Raw genomic sequence first — 16,693 nt, forward strand, 5'->3', positions numbered from 1 at the left:
AGGAGAGAGCGCGACGGCGGTCGACGATCGCTCTGATCGCGACACACCCGCGGGGAGGCCGGTGATGGGAACGAGGGCACGCCGCCTGTGGGTGTTCGGGCTGGGCGCGCTTTTCCTGCTCTATCTGCTCGGGACCCTGATCCCGGCGGGGGAGTTCACGCTGACCGCGTCGATGGGCCAGTGGCCCACCGCGGCGGCGGCCGGAGCGGCGGGGTGTTCCCTGCTCCTGGCCTCGCGGCGCTGGGCCAGGACCGGGGCCGACCGGGCCGCCCACGTGGACGGGGCCGACGGTCCCGCTGCTCTGCGCTTCCTCGGACTGGCCTCGCTGGCCTGGTGCGCGGGTGGTCTCACTCACGCCATCACCCGCTCTTTCAGCGGAGCCTCGGTCCTTTCGCTCACCCTGGGTGACCTTTTTGCCCTGGGCGCCCTACCACTCTTCGTGATCGGCTTCACCCGGTTCGCCCCCTGGCAGGGCGGCCTGCGCACCGCCATGCGGCACATCACCGACAGCTACGTGTGCGCCGCCGCGGTCTTCTCGATCGTGTGGATCCTGCTGTTCTCCCCGCTCTACGAGGAGCTCGGCGAGGGGGCCGGATTCCTCGGCTTCGCCCTGGTCTACCCGGTCGCCGACATCGTGGTGCTGTGCCTGCTCGTGCCGCTGGTGTTCATGTCACCGCACAGCACCCGGCGCGCGGTGCTGGTGGCGATCGGCGCGCTCATAGTGATCGCCGCCTCGGACATGGTCGGCGCCATGACCCGGCTGACCGGTCCGCCGGTGGCGGGCGGCATCGAGCAGCCCGTGCGCTTCCTCGGCTTCGCCCTGCTGGGCGCACTGCCGTGGCTGGTGGAGCACCGGCCGGGCGCCGCCCCGCGCCGGATCACCGGCCGCGGGCTGTACCGGTTCGCGCCGGAGATCGCCGCGGTCGCCTCGGTCTTCGTGGCCACGGTCGTGCTCACGACCGCGGGGCTGCGCCTGCCCGACGTCGCCCCGGTGCTGCCGCTGGCCGCGGGCACCGCCGTCCTGGTCCTGCTGGTGCGCGTCCTGGGGATGCTGGAGGAGAACTCCACGCTCGCCCGTATGGTGCGCAACCGCGAGGGGCACTTCAACGAGCTCGCGCGCAACAGCGGCGACGTCATCCTGGTGCTGGACCGCGACGGCGGCGTCCACTACATGAGCCCCGGAACGGCGGAGGCGTTCGGCTACCGGCTGGACGACGTCCTGGCCGCGCCGGTCACCACGCTCATCCACCCCGAGGACCTGGCGCGCACCAAGGCCGTCACGGACCTGTTCACCGAACGCGCCAGCCAGGGTGTGCACCTGCGGTTGCGGGTCCGCGCCGCGGACGGCACCTGGCGGCACACCTCCTCCACGATCTCCCTGTACGAGCAGCCGGGCGAACCCGACCGCCTGCTGGTCACGACCAGCGACATCAGCGCCCAGGTGGCGCTCCAGGACGAGGTCGAGCACCTGACCTTCCACGACGGGGTCACCGGGCTGCCCAACCGGTCCTACCTGGAGGAGCGGGCCAGCGACGTGCTGGCGCACCGGGCGATCAGCGACGAACCCTCGGGCGACGTCGCGGTGATCTTCCTGGACCTGGACGGGTTCACGGCGGTCAACGACTCCGCCGGGCACGTACGCGGCGACCACATGCTGGGACAGGCCGCCCGGCGCCTGCGCGGGGAACTGGGCTCGAACGCCACCCTGGCCCGCTGGGGCGGGGACGAGTTCGCGGTGCTGGTCGAGGACGTGCCCAAGGCACAGCGGGTGGTGGACCTGGCCGAGCGGCTGGGCCGGGTGATCGCCTCCGAACCCTTCCAGGTGGCGGACCGGGACATCGTGCTGACCGCCAGCATCGGTGTGGCCTTCGCCGAACCGGCCACGGACAGCGGTGAGCTGCTGCGCAACGCCGACGTGGCGATGACCAGGGCCAAGGAGCGCGGGGCCGGGAACGTGGAGGTCTACGCCGCCCACATGCACGACATGGTCGTGTCCCGGCTGGAGCTCCAGATCCGGCTGCGGGAGGCGCTGGCCAACGGTGAGTTCTTCCTGGAGTACCAGCCGATCGTGGACCTGGGCACGTCCCAGGTGACCGCGGTGGAGGCGCTGGTGCGCTGGGACCGCGACGGCGAGACGGTGGGCCCGGACGCCTTCCTGGGCGCGGCCGAGGAGTCGGGGCTGATCGTGCCGCTGGGGGAGTGGATCCTGCGGGAGGCCTGCGAGAAGGTCGCCGTGTGGCGGGTCTCGGACTGGGACATCGGCCTGTCGGTGAACCTGTCCGTGAAGCAGGTGCTGTCGCCGAGGTTCGTGGAGACGGTCGAGGGCGTGCTCGCCGAGACCGGCCTGTCCGCCGGGGTGCTGACCCTGGAGGTCGACGAGGAGGTCCTGCTCGACGACGAGGGCCACGCGGTCGAGCGCCTCGGTGAGTTGCGCGAACTGGGCGTGCGGCTGGCCATCGACGACTACGGCATGGGGTACGCCTCCCTCGCGCACCTGCGCGAGCTCAGCGTGGACGCGATCAAGATCGATCCGTCGTTCATCGCCGACCTGGGCCGCGACGACACGGTCACGCTGCTCACGCACACGATCATCCAGCTCGGCCGCGACCTGGGCGTCCAGGTGGTCGCCGAGGGCATCGAGCGCCCCGAGCAGCTGGAGCAGCTGCGGGTGATGGGCTGTGACCACGGCCAGGGCTTCCTGGTCGCCCGCCCCATGCCCGCCGGCGGTGTGGAGTCGCTGGTCGGGGGAGAGGCCGGAGTGAACCTGTAGGGCCGGTGCTCCTGCTCCTCCGGGGCCGGGGCGAGCGGTCGGCGGGCCCGCCGAAGCTGTCGGGAGCGGCGGTGAGGCCGGGCCCGAAGGCACGCCGCGGCCCGTCGCGTCCGTGCGGCGCTCGGTGGGCGATCCGTCTGTTAAGTCCGGCTTACGGTGGGAACGTCAAGCCCCTGCCACGTGTTCTGCGTTACACGTGGTGGGGGCTTTGCTGTTGTCTTCGCAGGTCAGAGCTTCGAAGTTGTGCGCGGCCCTGCCGCATGCTGACATTTCTGTCTCATATAGTGAGACATTATTAAGTTCTGGTTGACGGGCGAGTGGTCTGTCGGCCAATGTTGTCAACGTGCAGAACAACTCCCTGATTCTCGTACTTGGTCGGCGCGCAGCCCACTGAGTTTCTTCTGCTGCGCGCCACCCCTCGACCGCCACCGGGCGGTGGGGGTTTTTTTATTGCCGCACCAAGGCACGAGAGCCAGAACCACCATCCCCAGAGCCGCTGTACCGCTCTGGACCCTCGCTGAAGGATCTTGAGATGACCGAGCAGATGACCGGCGCCCAATCGCTGATCAGGTCGCTGGAGCACGTCGGCGTTGACACTGTCTTCGGGATTCCCGGCGGCGCCATCCTCCCCGCGTACGACCCCCTCTACGACTCGGCCAAGGTGCGCCACATCCTCATGCGTCACGAGCAGGGGGCCGGGCACGCGGCGGAAGGCTACGCCTACGCCACCGGACGCCCCGGGGTGTGCATGGCCACCAGCGGCCCCGGCGCCACCAACCTCGTCACGCCCCTCGCCGACGCCCACATGGACTCGGTCCCGATGGTCGCCATCACCGGGCAGGTCGCCTCCCCGATGATCGGCACCGACGCCTTCCAGGAAGCCGACATCTGCGGCATCACGATGCCGATCACCAAGCACAACTTCCTGGTCAAGGACGTCCGCGACATCCCGCGCACCATCGCCGAGGCCTTCCACATCGCTTCGACCGGCCGCCCCGGCCCGGTGCTCGTCGACATCTCCAAGGACGCCCTCCAGAACAACGCCGACTTCGTCTGGCCCGAACGCCTGGACCTGCCCGGCTACCGCCCGGTCACCAAGCCCCACGGCAAGCAGGTCCGCGAGGCCGCCCGGATGATCGCCGACGCCAAGCGCCCGGTCTTCTACGTCGGCGGCGGTGTCCTGCGCGCCGGCGCCTCGGCCGAACTGCGCGTCCTCGCCGAGCTCACCGGCGTCCCCGTGGTCACCACGCTGATGGCCCGCGGCGTCTTCCCCGACAGCCACCCGCTGTACGTGGGCATGCCCGGCATGCACGGCGACGTCGCCGCGGTCGGCTCCCTCCAGCAGGCCGACCTGGTCGTCGCCCTCGGCGCCCGCTTCGACGACCGCGTCACCGGTCGGCTGGACAGCTTCGCCCCCGACGCGAAGATCGTCCACGCCGACATCGATCCGGCCGAGATCTCCAAGAACCGCCACGCGGACGTGCCCATCGTCGGCGACTGCCGCGAGGTCCTCGCCGACCTGGTCGTGGCGGTCCGCGCCGACCAGGAGAAGGGCCGCCAGGGCGACTACGAGGCCTGGTGGGACAAGCTCAACAAGCTCCGCACCACCTACCCCAAGGGCTTCGAGACCCCCGACGACGGCACCCTGTCGCCGCAGGCGGTCATCCAGCGCCTCGGCCGGATCGTCGGCCCCGAGGCCACCTACGTCGCGGGCGTCGGCCAGCACCAGATGTGGGCCGCGCAGTTCATCGACTACGAGCGCCCCGGCTCCTTCGTCAACTCCGGCGGGCTCGGCACCATGGGCTTCTCCGTCCCGGCCGCGCTGGGCGCCAAGGTCGGCGACCCCGACCGCGTGGTCTGGTCGGTGGACGGCGACGGCTGCTTCCAGATGACCAACCAGGAACTCGCCACCTGCGCGATCGAGGGCATCCCGATCAAGGTCGCGGTGGTCAACAACGGCAACCTGGGCATGGTCCGCCAGTGGCAGACCCTGTACTACGAGGGCCGCTACTCCAACACCGACCTGCAGACCTCACCGCTGGACGAGAAGGTCCGCATCCCCGACTTCGTCCGCCTGGCCGAGGCGTACGGCTGCGTCGGCCTGCGGTGCGAGCGCCCCGAGGACATCGACGCGACCATCGAGAAGGCGATGTCGATCAACGACCGCCCCGTGGTCGTCGACTTCACGGTCAACCACGACGCCATGGTCTGGCCCATGGTCGGCCCCGGCGTCAGCAACGACAACATCCAGTACGCGCGCGACATGGCGCCGAACTGGGAACACCAGGACTAGGAGTAGGGCCGAACCACCATGAGCCGTCACACGCTTTCCGTTCTGGTCGAGGACACCCCGGGTATCCTGGCCCGGGCCTCCGCCCTCTTCTCCCGTCGTGGGTTCAACATCGACTCACTCAGTGTCAGCACCACTGAGTACACCGGACTGTCCCGGATGACGATCGTGGTCAACTGCGACCTCCACCCTTTGGAGCAGGTGACCAAACAGCTCAACAAGCTGGTCAACGTCGTCAAGATCGTGGAGATGGACACCACCGCGTCGGTGCAGCGCGAGCTGCTCCTGGTCAAGGTCAAGGCCGACGCGTCGAGCCGCACCCATGTGCTTCAGACGGCCGAGCTCTTCCGCGCGCACGTCGTGGACGTCAGCCCGGACGTCGTCGTCATCGAGGCCACCGGCGACCCCGAGAAGCTCGATGCCCTGGTCAAGAACCTGGAGCCCTTCGGTATCCGGGAACTGGTGAAGTCAGGGCTGGTCGCCCTGGGACGGGGACCCCGTTCGATCACCGACCGCTCCCTGCGGGCGGTCGACCGCAGCGCCTGAGAACCGCAGCGAAGCGGCACGGGCCTGAGCCTCGAACTGAAAGGCTGTCCGGACACGGCCGGGCAGCCCACCCCCCGCCCCCGAAGAATTTGAGAAACAAGGAGTAACCCCAAGTGGCAGCACAGATGTACTACGACGACGCCGCCGACCTCGAGCTCATCCAGAGCAAGAAGGTCGCCGTGATCGGTTACGGCAGCCAGGGCCACGCGCACGCGCTGTCGCTGCGGGACTCGGGTGTGGACGTCCGTATCGGTCTGGCCGAGGGCTCCAAGAGCCGCGCCAAGGCCGAGGAGGAGGGCCTGCGCGTCCTCAGCCCCGCCGAGGCCACCCGCGAGGCCGACGTGGTCATGATCCTGGTCCCGGACCACATCCACCGCGACCTGTACGCCCAGGAGATCGCGCCCAACCTGGAGGCCGGCAACGCCCTCTTCTTCGGGCACGGCTTCAGCATCCGCTACGGCCTCATCGAGGCCCCCGAGGGCGTCGACGTCGCCATGGTCGCCCCCAAGGGCCCGGGCCACCTGGTCCGCCGCCAGTACGAGGCCGGGCGCGGCGTGCCCTGCCTGGTCGCGGTCGAGAAGGACGCCAGCGGGCAGGCCTGGGACCTGGCGCTCTCGTGGGCCAAGGGCATCGGCGGCACTCGGGCCGGGGTCATCAAGACCACCTTCACCGAGGAGACCGAGACCGACCTGTTCGGCGAGCAGGCCGTCCTGTGCGGTGGCACCGAGGAGCTGGTCAAGGCCGGTTTCGCCACCCTCGTCGAGGCTGGCTACCAGCCGGAGATCGCCTACTTCGAGTGCCTGCACGAGCTCAAGCTGATCGTCGACCTCATGTACGAGGGCGGCATCTCCAAGATGAACTGGTCCGTCTCGGACAACGCCGAGTACGGCGGCTACACCCGCGGCCCGCGTCTGATCACCGAGCAGACCCGCGAGGAGATGCGCAAGATCCTGGGCGAGATCCAGGACGGCTCCTACGCCAAGGAGCTCATGGACGAGTTCGACGCCGGTCAGCCGACCTTCAACAAGCGCCGTGAGTCCGAGCAGAACGAGCAGATCGAGAAGGTGGGCGCCGAACTGCGTCCGCTGATGAGCTGGCTGAAGGCCTAGCAGTGTTTGCCTTGCGCCTCCGCTGGCGCTTCGGCGCGTGTTCGGCGCCTTTGCGGAGGGATTCTTCATCGTTGTCTACGCCTGGCTCGTTCCTCGCTGGCGGCTTGACTCCTCTTGCAGAACCCTCCCCGGCGCTCGAACGGGTAACCCCCACCGGCTGAGGCCGGTGGGAACCACCGGGGCGGGGCGTGTGCTCCGCCCCGGTGGCGTGCGCGGGGAGGGTGACCCATCTTTCGTCGGCGGTGTACCCCTCCGCCCAACGGGCTTCCCTACCCCGCTAGTAGACTTTGGACCGGCCGTCACACCCGATCCGGGCAGCGCCTCCACCTGCGCGATCGGGTCGCACCACCCGTAAAGGAACCGTTGTGACCAAACCCGTCGTACTCGTCGCGGAAAAGCTCTCGCCCGCCGGAATCGCGCTTCTCGAAGAGGACTTCGAAGTGCGCCATGTGGACGGGGCGGACCGGTCCCAGCTGCTTCCGGCCCTGGCTGACGTCGACGCCCTGATCGTCCGCAGCGCCACCCAGGTCGACGCCGAGGCGGTCGCCGCGGCGAACCGCCTCCAGGTCGTCGCCCGCGCGGGTGTGGGCCTGGACAACGTGGACGTCGACGCCGCCACCAAGGCCGGCGTCCTGGTGGTCAACGCCCCCACCTCCAACATCATCAGCGCCGCCGAGCAGGCCATCAACCTCCTCCTCGCCAGCGCGCGCAACACCGCCCCCGCGCACAACGCCCTCATCAACGGTGAGTGGAAGCGCTCCAAGTACACGGGTGTGGAGCTCTACGAGAAGGTCGTCGGTGTGGTCGGCCTCGGCCGGATCGGCGCCCTGGTCGCCCAGCGCCTGCTCGCCTTCGGAACCAAGGTCATCGCCTACGACCCCTTCGTTCAGCCCGCCCGCGCCGCGCAGATCGGCGTCGAGATGGTGACGCTCGACGAGCTGCTCGAGCGCAGCGACTTCATCACCATCCACCTGCCCAAGAACAAGGACACGGTGGGCCTGATCGGCGACGACGCGCTGAGCAAGGTCAAGCCCTCGGTGCGGGTCATCAACGCCGCGCGCGGCGGCATCCTCGACGAGGAGGCCCTCTACCGGGCGCTCAAGGACGGCCGGGTCGCCGGCGCGGGCATCGACGTGTTCGCCAAGGAGCCCACCACCGACAGCCCGCTGTTCGAGTTCGAGAACGTCGTCGTGGCCCCGCACCTGGGTGCGAGCACCGCGGAGGCGCAGGAGAAGGCGGGCACGCAGGTGGCCCGCTCGGTGAAGCTGGCCCTGTCGGGCGAGTTCGTTCCGGACGCGGTGAACGTCCAGGGCACCGGGGTCGCGGAGGAGATCAAGCCGGGCCTGCCGCTGACCGAGAAGCTCGGCCGCGTGTTCACCTCGCTCGCCGGTGCGCTCGCCGCCCGGATCGACGTCGAGGTGCGCGGTGAGATCGCCCAGCACGACGTCAAGGTCCTGGAGCTGGCCGCCCTCAAGGGGGTGTTCACCGACGTGGTCGAGGACACCGTGACCTTCGTGAACGCGCCGCTGCTCGCCAAGGAGCGCGGTCTCGAGGTCAACCTGGTCACCAGCGACGACAGCGCCGACTGGCGCAACCTGATCTCGGTACGCGGTGTGCTGGCCGACGGCACCCGCGTGTCCGTCTCGGGCACGCTGACCGGTCCGCGCCAGTCCGAGAAGCTGGTGGAGATCAACAACTACACGATGGAGATCGGCCTCGACGAGCACATGGTGTTCCTCTCCTACGAGGACCGCCCGGGCATCGTCGGCAAGGTCGGCGCCCTGCTCGGTGACGCCCAGGTCAACATCGCCGGCATGCAGGTCATCCGGGACCAGGAGGGCGGCAAGGCGCTGATCGCCCTGACCGTGGACTCCGCGGTTCCGGACGAGATCCTGACCTCGATCTCCGCCGAGATCGAGGCCGACATCGTCCGCCAGATCGACCTGGAGGACTAGTCCTTCCGGGTCGTTCGATCGGCTCAGGGCCGCCCTTTCCGGATTTCGTTGAACGTTCTCCGATCGGGGCGGCCCTTCTGTTGTTCTGATTTCTTTATATGGCATTATGAGCATTAATTCCCTGTTTTCGCGCCGCTGTCGAAATGTGTGTCAGGAATTGGCAAACATCGTGTGACACGCTGTGGCCTGCCTCTTCACTTCCACGGGTGCGGTGGAACTGTGTCCTCGAGCCGGTCGCGGGTGCGCAATCAGCCGAGGCCGGACTCGTCGGCACTCGTGAATGGGGTTTGAATTGCGAATTCTGCGGCGGCGCCTTGCCGTCATGTTCTTGATTTCGGTGGCAGCCGTCTCCGGGGCGCTCGGAATCCTGCTCGCCCGGGGACTGATCGACGTGTGGTCGGCTGTGCAGATCACCGCCCTGGCCGTGCTCTCCGGCCTGATCGTGCTGCTCGTGATCCACGTGCGGCGTACCGCGACTCAGATCAGGCAGCTGCGCCGCGTCCTCGACCGCCAGGTGCGGGAGGTCGCCGAGATCGCCGGGGAGAACCGGGCGGAGCTGTTCGGCCGGGCCGATGACCTGACCGCCCGGGTGGACACCGTGGCGGAGTCCGTGGACGAACTGCGTACCGAGATCCGCGGCGGGCTCTCCGAGGTCCAGGTCTTCGGGGGCGCCCCGGTACCCACCCGGGCGGCCTCGTGACGGACGGGTCCCCGGCCGAGGCCCTCCGGGGCCGTCGGCCGGGGCGCCCACTGCTCTGCCGCATCGGCGCGAACACCGCTCCGGGCCCCGAACTCCGCGAGCCCGGGGCCGAGGTCGTCGATCTGCGCGCCGCGGCCGGGCTCCCGTTCGAGGGGCCCGTCGAACGGATCGTGGTCCTCGCGGCGACCACGGCGGACCTGCGCGCGGCCGTCCCCCTCAGCGGTGCCCTGCCGCCGGCGGCGGAGATCAGGGTCGTGGTCACGGCCTCGGCCCCGCGTACCGGGCCGCCCTTCCCGCCGGTGCCCGGCCTGGGGCAGTGGGAGAGCCTGATCGACTTCCAGGTGGACCGCCTGCCGGAGCGGGGGTGGTCGTGCACGCTCGCCTTCACCGATCCGGTGGAGGTGCGGCTGGTGCTGGCGGCGGTGGCACGAGGGCTGGTGGGCGGCCGCCGGTGCCAGGAACCACCGCTGCCGGAGAACTCGCACACACCCCCGGCCGCCGGACCCACCTGGAGGGAACTGGGCCGCGCCGGCGCCCTCGCCGGTCGCTCCGCGCTGCTCGACCTCTCGGTGGGTGATGTTCCCGCTGTGGATGAGCGGGTGGTGAATCCGATGGGGTTCACGAGGGTTTCCAAGGCCGCGGTGGGGCGGTTGGTCTCGCGTGGTGGTCGGTGGGTGCTGGCCGTGGGCGGTGGGGTGCGTTGGCGGGTGCCGGAGGACGGTGCTGTGTCCGATGCGGTGGTGGCGGGTCTGCGTGATCTGCGTGCGGTGCGGGTGGAGTGGGGGCGGCACAGCGGTCCGGTGGCGGCGGTGCGCGTGGTGGCGAACCTGGCCGCGGCCGGCATCCCCCTGGTGAGCGGGACGGTGCCCCGCTGGGCCCGGTGTCTGGGAACGGAACTGTCGGACCTGATCTCCCATGCGCAGGAGCGGCAGATGGCTGACGCCCAACTGCGTGAGGAGCACAGTGTGCGGTTGCGGCGGGCGGCGCTGCGGCTGCACGGCCAGTACACGAGGGCCCGTGGTCTCGCTGCCCGTCAGGTCACTCCGGTCACTCCGGTCCCTCCGGAGCCTTCGGTGTCGGTGGTGTTGTGCACGCGTCGGCCGGAGATGGTCGGGTTCGCTCTGCGTCAGGTGGCGCGGCAGCGGGGTGTGGACGTGCAGGCGGTGCTGGCGCTGCACGGGTTCGGGACGGATGCTCCGGGGGTGGCGGAGGCGGTGGCCGCCTATCGGGCCCGGGGCCGGGAGCTGGTGGTGTGGGAGCCGGATCCGGCGATGGTGCTCGGTTCGGTGTTGAACGGGGCGATCGCTCGGGCGAGCGGCACGTTGGTGGCCAAGATGGACGACGACGACTGGTCCGGGCCCGACCACCTGTCGGACCTGGTGCTGGCCCGCCGCTACTCCGGCGCCGACCTGGTCGGCACCATCGCCGCCTTCGTCTACCTGGAGCCCCTCGACCGAACCGTCCGCCTGGCCGACACGACCGACGCCCTGCACCACAAGTCCGCCGGGGGCACCCTGCTGACGGACCGCAGGACGCTGGAGGAGACGGGCGGCTTCCAGGCGGTGCCCACGTCCGAGGACACGCTGCTGTTGGCCGAGATCCAGCGCATGGGCGGCCGCATCCACCGCGGCCACGGCTGCAACTACGTGCTCCGGCGCAAGGCGGCCGGGCACACGTGGGGCGTCGACGCCGGGTACTTCCTCCGGCTGTGCGGAGAGCGGCAGCTCCCGGGGTGGCGCCCCAGCGCCCTGCTGGAGCCCGACCCCGAGGACCTGCCCCCGACCGGACTGGCCGGGACCTGGAGAGATCTGACCGAACCCGTCGAGGGGCGGGGACACCCTGTGAGGGCGGTGCGGTGATCGAGACGCTGTTGACCGGCGCGCTGCGGGCGCACGGAGCGGGGACGGCCCTGGTCGGCCACATGGGCGAGGGCAGCGCCGCGGCGGTCGAAGGGGTGGCGAAGGAGGCCGGGGTTCGGGCCCTGGACCTGGGTCCGGGCCGACCGGCGGCGGCCGGAGGGGCGGACCGGGCGGTCGACCTGGCCGTGCTCGTCGCGGCGACCACGGCGGACCTGCGCGCGGCCGTCCCACTGAGCGGCGGACTGCCGTCCGCGTCCGGGGTCGCGATCGCGGTCCTGGAGGCCGCGCCGCGCCCGAGCCCGCCGTTGCCCTCACCGCCGGGCCTGGGGCAGTGGACCGGCCTGCTGAGTTCACGGACACGCCGCCTGCCGGACCGGGGCTGGTGGTGGGAGTTCTCCTTCACCGACCCGGTCGAAACGGGAGAGGTACTGGCCGCCGTGGCACGAGGGCTGGTGGGCGGGCGCCGGAGTCCGGCGCCGCCCCCGCTCCCCAGTGCGTCGGACCGGTCCGCGGACGACCTGTCCTGGCGGCGTCTGGGCGCTCCGGGGACGGTGAACCGGACCGCCGGGTACCCCCGTCCGTCGGTGGGTGATGTTCCCGCTGTGGATGAGCGGGTGGTGAACCCGATGGGGTTCACGAGGGTTTCCAAGGCCGCGGTGGGTCAGTTGGTCTCGTGTGATGGCCGGTGGGTGCTGCTTGTGGGTGGCAAGGTGCGTTGGCGGGTGCCGGAGGACGGTGCTGTGTCCGATGCGGTGGTGGCGGGTCTGCGTGATCTGCGTGCGGTGCGGGTGGAGTGGGGCCGGCACAGCGGTCCGGTGGCGGCGGTGCGCACGGTGGCGAACCTGGCCGCGGCCGGTGTCCCGCTCGTGGGTGCCCGGCCGCCGGTGTGGGCGCGCCCCCTGGGCGAGGAACTCCACGACCTCCTCGCGTGGTCACGCGAGGAGGAACTGGCCGACGAGCTGCTGCGCGAGGAGCACAGTGTGCGGTTGCGGCGGGCGGCGCTGCGGCTGCACGGGCGGTACGCGCGGTGGTACGGCTCCGGGCCGGGCGCTCCTCCGGAGCCTTCGGTGTCGGTGGTGTTGTGCACGCGTCGGCCGGAGATGGTCGGGTTCGCCCTGCGACAGGTGGTCCGGCAGCGCGGCGTCGACGTGCAGGCGGTGCTGGCACTGCACGGGTTCGGGACGGACGCTCCGGGGGTGGCGGAGGCGGTGGCCGCCTATCGGGCCCGGGGTCGGGAGCTGGTGGTGTGGGAGCCGGACCCGGCCATGGTGCTCGGTTCGGTGTTGAACGGGGCGATCGCTCGGGCGAGCGGCACGTTGGTGGCCAAGATGGACGACGACGACTGGTACGGGCCCGACCACCTGTCGGACCTGGTGCTGGCCCGCCGCTACTCCGGCGCCGACCTGGTCGGCAGCGCGACCGAGTACTACCACCTGGAACAGCTGGACCTCACCCTGCGGCGCACGATCCACTCCGAGCGCTTCGTCCGGCACGTGACCGGAGCCGGGATGCTGACCGACCGCACGGTTCTGGAGGAGGTCGGCGGCTTCCGACCGATGGGGCTCGGTGAGGACAACGCCCTTCTCGACGACCTGCGGGACGCGGGCGGTTCGATCTACCGCACCCACGGTCTGGGATGTGTCATCCGGCGCAGGAGGTCCGGTCACACCTGGCACGAGGACAGCGGCTACTTCCTGCGGGGGACCCAGCGCCAGTGGCACGGCTGGCGGCCCAGCGCGCTCCTGGAGTCCGACTCCGCCGACGTGCCGGGCCCGGTCCCCGGCACGAACACATCCGACACGACGACCTTCGGGAGCCGACGATGACGCTCGTCCAGAGCGGTCCTGTGCGGGCACCGGCCGTACCGCGCCCGCTCGTCCGCCGCAACGACTACTCGGTGTTGGAGCCGCCGCCGCTGGGGGAGTGGGAGCCCGAGCTGTCGGTGAGCGTGGTCGTCCCCGCCTACGGAGGGCAGGAGAAGCTGGACCTGACCCTGGCGTCGATGGCGGCGCAGAGCTACCCGGGCGACCTGACGGAGGTCGTGGTGGTGGACGACGGCAGCGATCCGGCGCTGCGGCTGCCCCCGATCCGTCCGGAGCACACCCGGATCGTGCCGAGCCTGCCCGGCGGCTGGGCACGCGGACACGCGGTGAACTCCGGTGCGGCGGCCTCCGAGGCCGACGTGCTGCTGTTCTTCGACGCGGACATGATCGCCTTCCGAGAGCACGTCGAGGCGCAGATGCGCTGGCACCACCTGGCCGACTACCTCGCCGTCACCGGCCACCTGCGCTGTGTCGACTACGCGCCCGGGGCGCTCGATCCGGCCCGGGTCCTCGACGCGGTGCGCCGGGGCGAACCGGAAGCACTGGCCGAGGGGCCGGGCGAGGAGCTGGAGTGGCTGCGCCGCGCCTACAAGCGGATGAACGGCCTGCGTTCCGCCGGCCACAAGGCGTTCCACTTCTTCATCGGCGGCAGCGGATCGGTGCGTCGCGAGTTCTTCGAGGAGTCCGGCGGGGCCGACTCCGACCTGGTCCTGGGCGAGGACACCCACCTGGGGTACCGGTTCGCCCAGAACGGGGCGGTGTTCGTCCCCGAGTCAGAGACCAGCAGCTGGCACCTGGGCCTCCCGCAGATGGAGAGCCGGAAGGAGGAAGGGGCCCGGTTCCGCCGCCCCTTCGTCGGCACCAGGCTCCCCCTCATCGGGTCTGGGCGCACCCTGCCCGGACGGCAGTGGCAGGTGCCCAGGGTCGAGGCGGTGGTCGACGCGACAGGGGCCCGGTTCGACGAGGTGGCGGCGACGGTGGACGCGCTGTTGACCGGTGAGGTGTGCGACCTGCGGGTCCAGCTGGTGGGTGAGTGGTGGCGGGTGACACCCGGGCGGCACGCGGTCCTGGACGACCCGGCGGTGCACGTACGGCTCCTCCACGAGCACTACCGGTGCGAGCCGCGGGTGGAGTTCGTACAGGACGAGCCCGCGCCCGACCCGGACGTCCCCTTCCGACTGCTGATCACCCCCGGTCAGGCCCTGGCTCCTCATGGGGTGAGGCGGATGATCGCGCAGGCCGACGCGACGAACGCGGGGCTGGTGCGCGCCACCGCACCCGGAGACGACCTGGGCGGGCCCCGGCTGGAGCGGGCCGCGGCCTTCGCCCGGGCACGGCGCCTGGGGGCGACGGAGGACGACCTGGACGCCGTGGTGGACGAGGTCTTCGGAGTGCACTGGCTCGACGGGGAGTCGGCGCTGTTCACACCGGAGAAGCCGGTGGAGGAACCCCCGCGGGACTGGCGGGCGCGGTTGGCACGGGCAGAGGCCCTGGCCGAGTCGCACCGGGCCCGGGCCGAGGGGCTGAAGAGCCGTTTCCGTTGGTTGACCGGGAGCCGCGTCGGCCGGCTCCTGTGCCGGACGATCGGTCGAGGGTGAGGGGAGCGTATGGCGAACGGTGACGCGCGGGGCGGGGAGTCCGTGTACGGGGCGCTGCGGGGAGGAACTCCCGGCACACAGTCCCGGGGCACGCAGCCCAGGCTGCGCCGCAACGACTACTCGGTGTTGGAACCCCCGCCGCTGGGGGAGTGGGAGCCCGAGCTGGCGGTGGCCGTGGTCATCCCGGCCCGCGGCGGGCAGGAGAAGCTGGACCTGACCCTGGCCTCCCTCGCGGCGCAGAGCTATCCGGGCGGCCTGACCGAGGTCGTGGTGGTGGACGACGGCAGTGATCCGGCGCTGCGCCTGCCGCCGATCCGTCCGGAGCACACCCGCCTGGTGACCGCGCCCTCGCACGGGTGGGGCCCCGGGCACGCGGTCCGAGCGGGTGTGGAGGCCACGGCGGCGCCCGTCGTGCTGCGGCTGGACTCCGACATGGTCGTCGGCCGCCGTCACGTCGAGGCGCAGATGCGCTGGCACCATGTCGCCGACTACCTCGTCGTCATGGGCTGGGTCGTGTTCAGCGACGACCCGGATACCGGACTCACCCCCGCCGAGGTGCGCGAACGTGTGATTGCGACGGGGGCGGCCGAGCCCCTGGGCCTGGGCGCGGGCAGCATGGAGTGGATCACCGAGGTGCTGGAGCGGACCGACGGTCTGCGTTCCGCCGGACACCGGGCCTGGGAGGTGTTCACGGGAGCCACGGCCTCGGTGCGGCGCGAGCTGCTCGACGCCGTCGGCGGAACGGCCGCGGACCTGGTCATGGGGGAGGACAGCGAACTCGGCTACCGGCTCTCCCAGCGGGGCGCGGTGTTCGTCCCCGAACACGAGGCCTCCGGCCTGCACCTGGGACGGCCGACGACGGAGCGCCGCGGGGACGAGTCGGCGCGTTACCGGAGGCCGTTCGCGGAGAACCGGGTGCCCCGGCAGGGCACCCGTCGCAGGAGCCCCGGGCGGTCCTGGGCGGTGCCCTTCGTCGACGTGGTGGTCGACACGGCCGGCCGCGGGTTCGACGAGGTGTCCGGGACGGTGGACGCCCTGCTGGCCGGTGACGTGGCAGACATCCGGATCACGCTGGTGGGCGAGTGGTGGCGGGTGACGCCGGGGCGGCACGGCACGATCGACGACCCGGCCGTGGACGTGCGGCTCGTTCACGAGAACTACCGGTGCGAGCCGAGGGTGCGCTTCGCCGGGACCGACCCGGAACCCGACCCGGACGTCCCCTTCCGGCTGCTGTTGTCGCCGGGCGTCCGTACCCGTCGGTCCGCGGTGCGCGTTCTGACCGGCACCGCGGACCGGGAGGGCGCGGGGCTCGTTCGCGTCCCGGGCGGGGGAGAGCGGGACCGCCTCCTGCGGTTGGAGCGCACCGCGGCCTTCGCCCGGGCCGGGCACCTGGGAGCGGGAGAAGCGGACCGCGACGCCGCGGTGGCCGAACTGTGGGGTGTCCACGAGCTGGACCGCGCCGAGGTCCTCACCTGGGTCGAGGGAGACGGGGACGGGCCGCCGAAGGACTGGCACAAGAGGATGCGCAAGGCGGAGAAGGAGGCGGCCCGCTGGCAGAAGGAGGCCGAGCGGTGGGAGCGACGGATCCGGGCGCTGACCCGGGGGCGCTGCGCGCGGCTCCTGCTCGGCGGAGTCCGGAAGTGAGCCAGGGGGATTCGTCGGATGAGACCGGTTGCTCCAACCTGCTGTGACCAGCGAAAACGCAAAATCGTCTCGCCATGTGAGAATTGCTGGTCATATAGTTGGACATCCGATATTCTGAAGTCCTAGGAGTCAGTGGTGTCGGCTCCACCGCCAGGCACCGCGGTCCCTCGCTGCGCTCGCCCCCACCGGGGCCCGCGCCGGCGATTCCGGCAGACGATCCCGCCGGGGCGAAGCTCCTGTCCCTTTCCGTGGACAACGCCGCCCACGTCGCGCGTCCGTGAAGGCCTTCGGCTCCGATCGCCACCCGGCCCCGGACGCACACCACCGTCGAACGCCGACGGCCGAGCCGCACGCTCCCGCCGTCACGCAGAGCATCCGGAGGATCGCATGTACGACATG

Annotated in this window: 10 protein-coding genes; all 10 read left to right on the plus strand. The window is 71.1% G+C overall.

What is annotated here, in order from left to right; genetic code table 11:
• The first annotated feature begins 64 nt into the window (after positions 1–64).
• Positions 65–2,770 carry a putative bifunctional diguanylate cyclase/phosphodiesterase gene (locus D458_RS0125195; protein ID WP_017589494.1) on the plus strand — a complete coding sequence of 902 codons (2,706 nt, stop codon included), beginning with the start codon at positions 65–67 and terminating at the stop codon, positions 2,768–2,770.
• A 532-nt stretch (positions 2,771–3,302) separates the two neighbouring features.
• The gene (locus D458_RS0125200) at positions 3,303–5,063 is read left to right on the plus strand and encodes an acetolactate synthase large subunit (protein WP_017589495.1); all 1,761 of its coding nucleotides are present in this window, start codon (positions 3,303–3,305) and stop codon (positions 5,061–5,063) included.
• Between the two features lie 18 nt (positions 5,064–5,081).
• Positions 5,082–5,606 (plus strand): acetolactate synthase small subunit, encoded by a 525-nt coding sequence (gene ilvN, locus D458_RS0125205; protein ID WP_017589496.1) that lies wholly within the window; start codon positions 5,082–5,084, stop codon positions 5,604–5,606.
• Positions 5,607–5,719: 113 nt separating this feature from the next.
• Complete coding sequence (gene ilvC / locus D458_RS0125210) at positions 5,720–6,715, plus strand: ketol-acid reductoisomerase (RefSeq protein WP_193374655.1); 996 nt, start codon at positions 5,720–5,722, stop codon at positions 6,713–6,715.
• A gap of 365 nt (positions 6,716–7,080) precedes the next feature.
• Entirely contained in the window at positions 7,081–8,670 is a 1,590-nt protein-coding gene (gene serA, locus D458_RS0125215) for a phosphoglycerate dehydrogenase (protein ID WP_017589498.1), read from the plus strand.
• A gap of 322 nt (positions 8,671–8,992) precedes the next feature.
• Positions 8,993–9,370: a hypothetical protein gene (locus D458_RS0125220; RefSeq protein ID WP_017589499.1), complete on the plus strand. Its 378-nt coding sequence runs from the start codon at positions 8,993–8,995 to the stop codon at positions 9,368–9,370.
• Positions 9,367–11,229: a glycosyltransferase gene (locus tag D458_RS34250; RefSeq protein WP_017589500.1), complete on the plus strand. Its 1,863-nt coding sequence runs from the start codon at positions 9,367–9,369 to the stop codon at positions 11,227–11,229. The genes D458_RS0125220 and D458_RS34250 overlap by 4 nt, the downstream gene beginning before the upstream one ends.
• A complete protein-coding gene (locus D458_RS0125230; protein WP_017589501.1) occupies positions 11,226–13,055 on the plus strand; it encodes a glycosyltransferase in 1,830 nt (609 codons plus the stop codon). The genes D458_RS34250 and D458_RS0125230 overlap by 4 nt, the downstream gene beginning before the upstream one ends.
• The gene (locus D458_RS0125235) at positions 13,052–14,650 is read left to right on the plus strand and encodes a glycosyltransferase (RefSeq protein ID WP_017589502.1); all 1,599 of its coding nucleotides are present in this window, start codon (positions 13,052–13,054) and stop codon (positions 14,648–14,650) included. The genes D458_RS0125230 and D458_RS0125235 overlap by 4 nt, the downstream gene beginning before the upstream one ends.
• Positions 14,651–14,659: 9 nt before the next feature.
• Entirely contained in the window at positions 14,660–16,294 is a 1,635-nt protein-coding gene (locus D458_RS0125240; protein ID WP_017589503.1) for a glycosyltransferase, read from the plus strand.
• Positions 16,295–16,693 lie beyond the last annotated feature (399 nt).

The organism is Nocardiopsis ganjiahuensis DSM 45031 (assembly GCF_000341085.1).
GTDB lineage: Bacteria > Actinomycetota > Actinomycetes > Streptosporangiales > Streptosporangiaceae > Nocardiopsis > Nocardiopsis ganjiahuensis.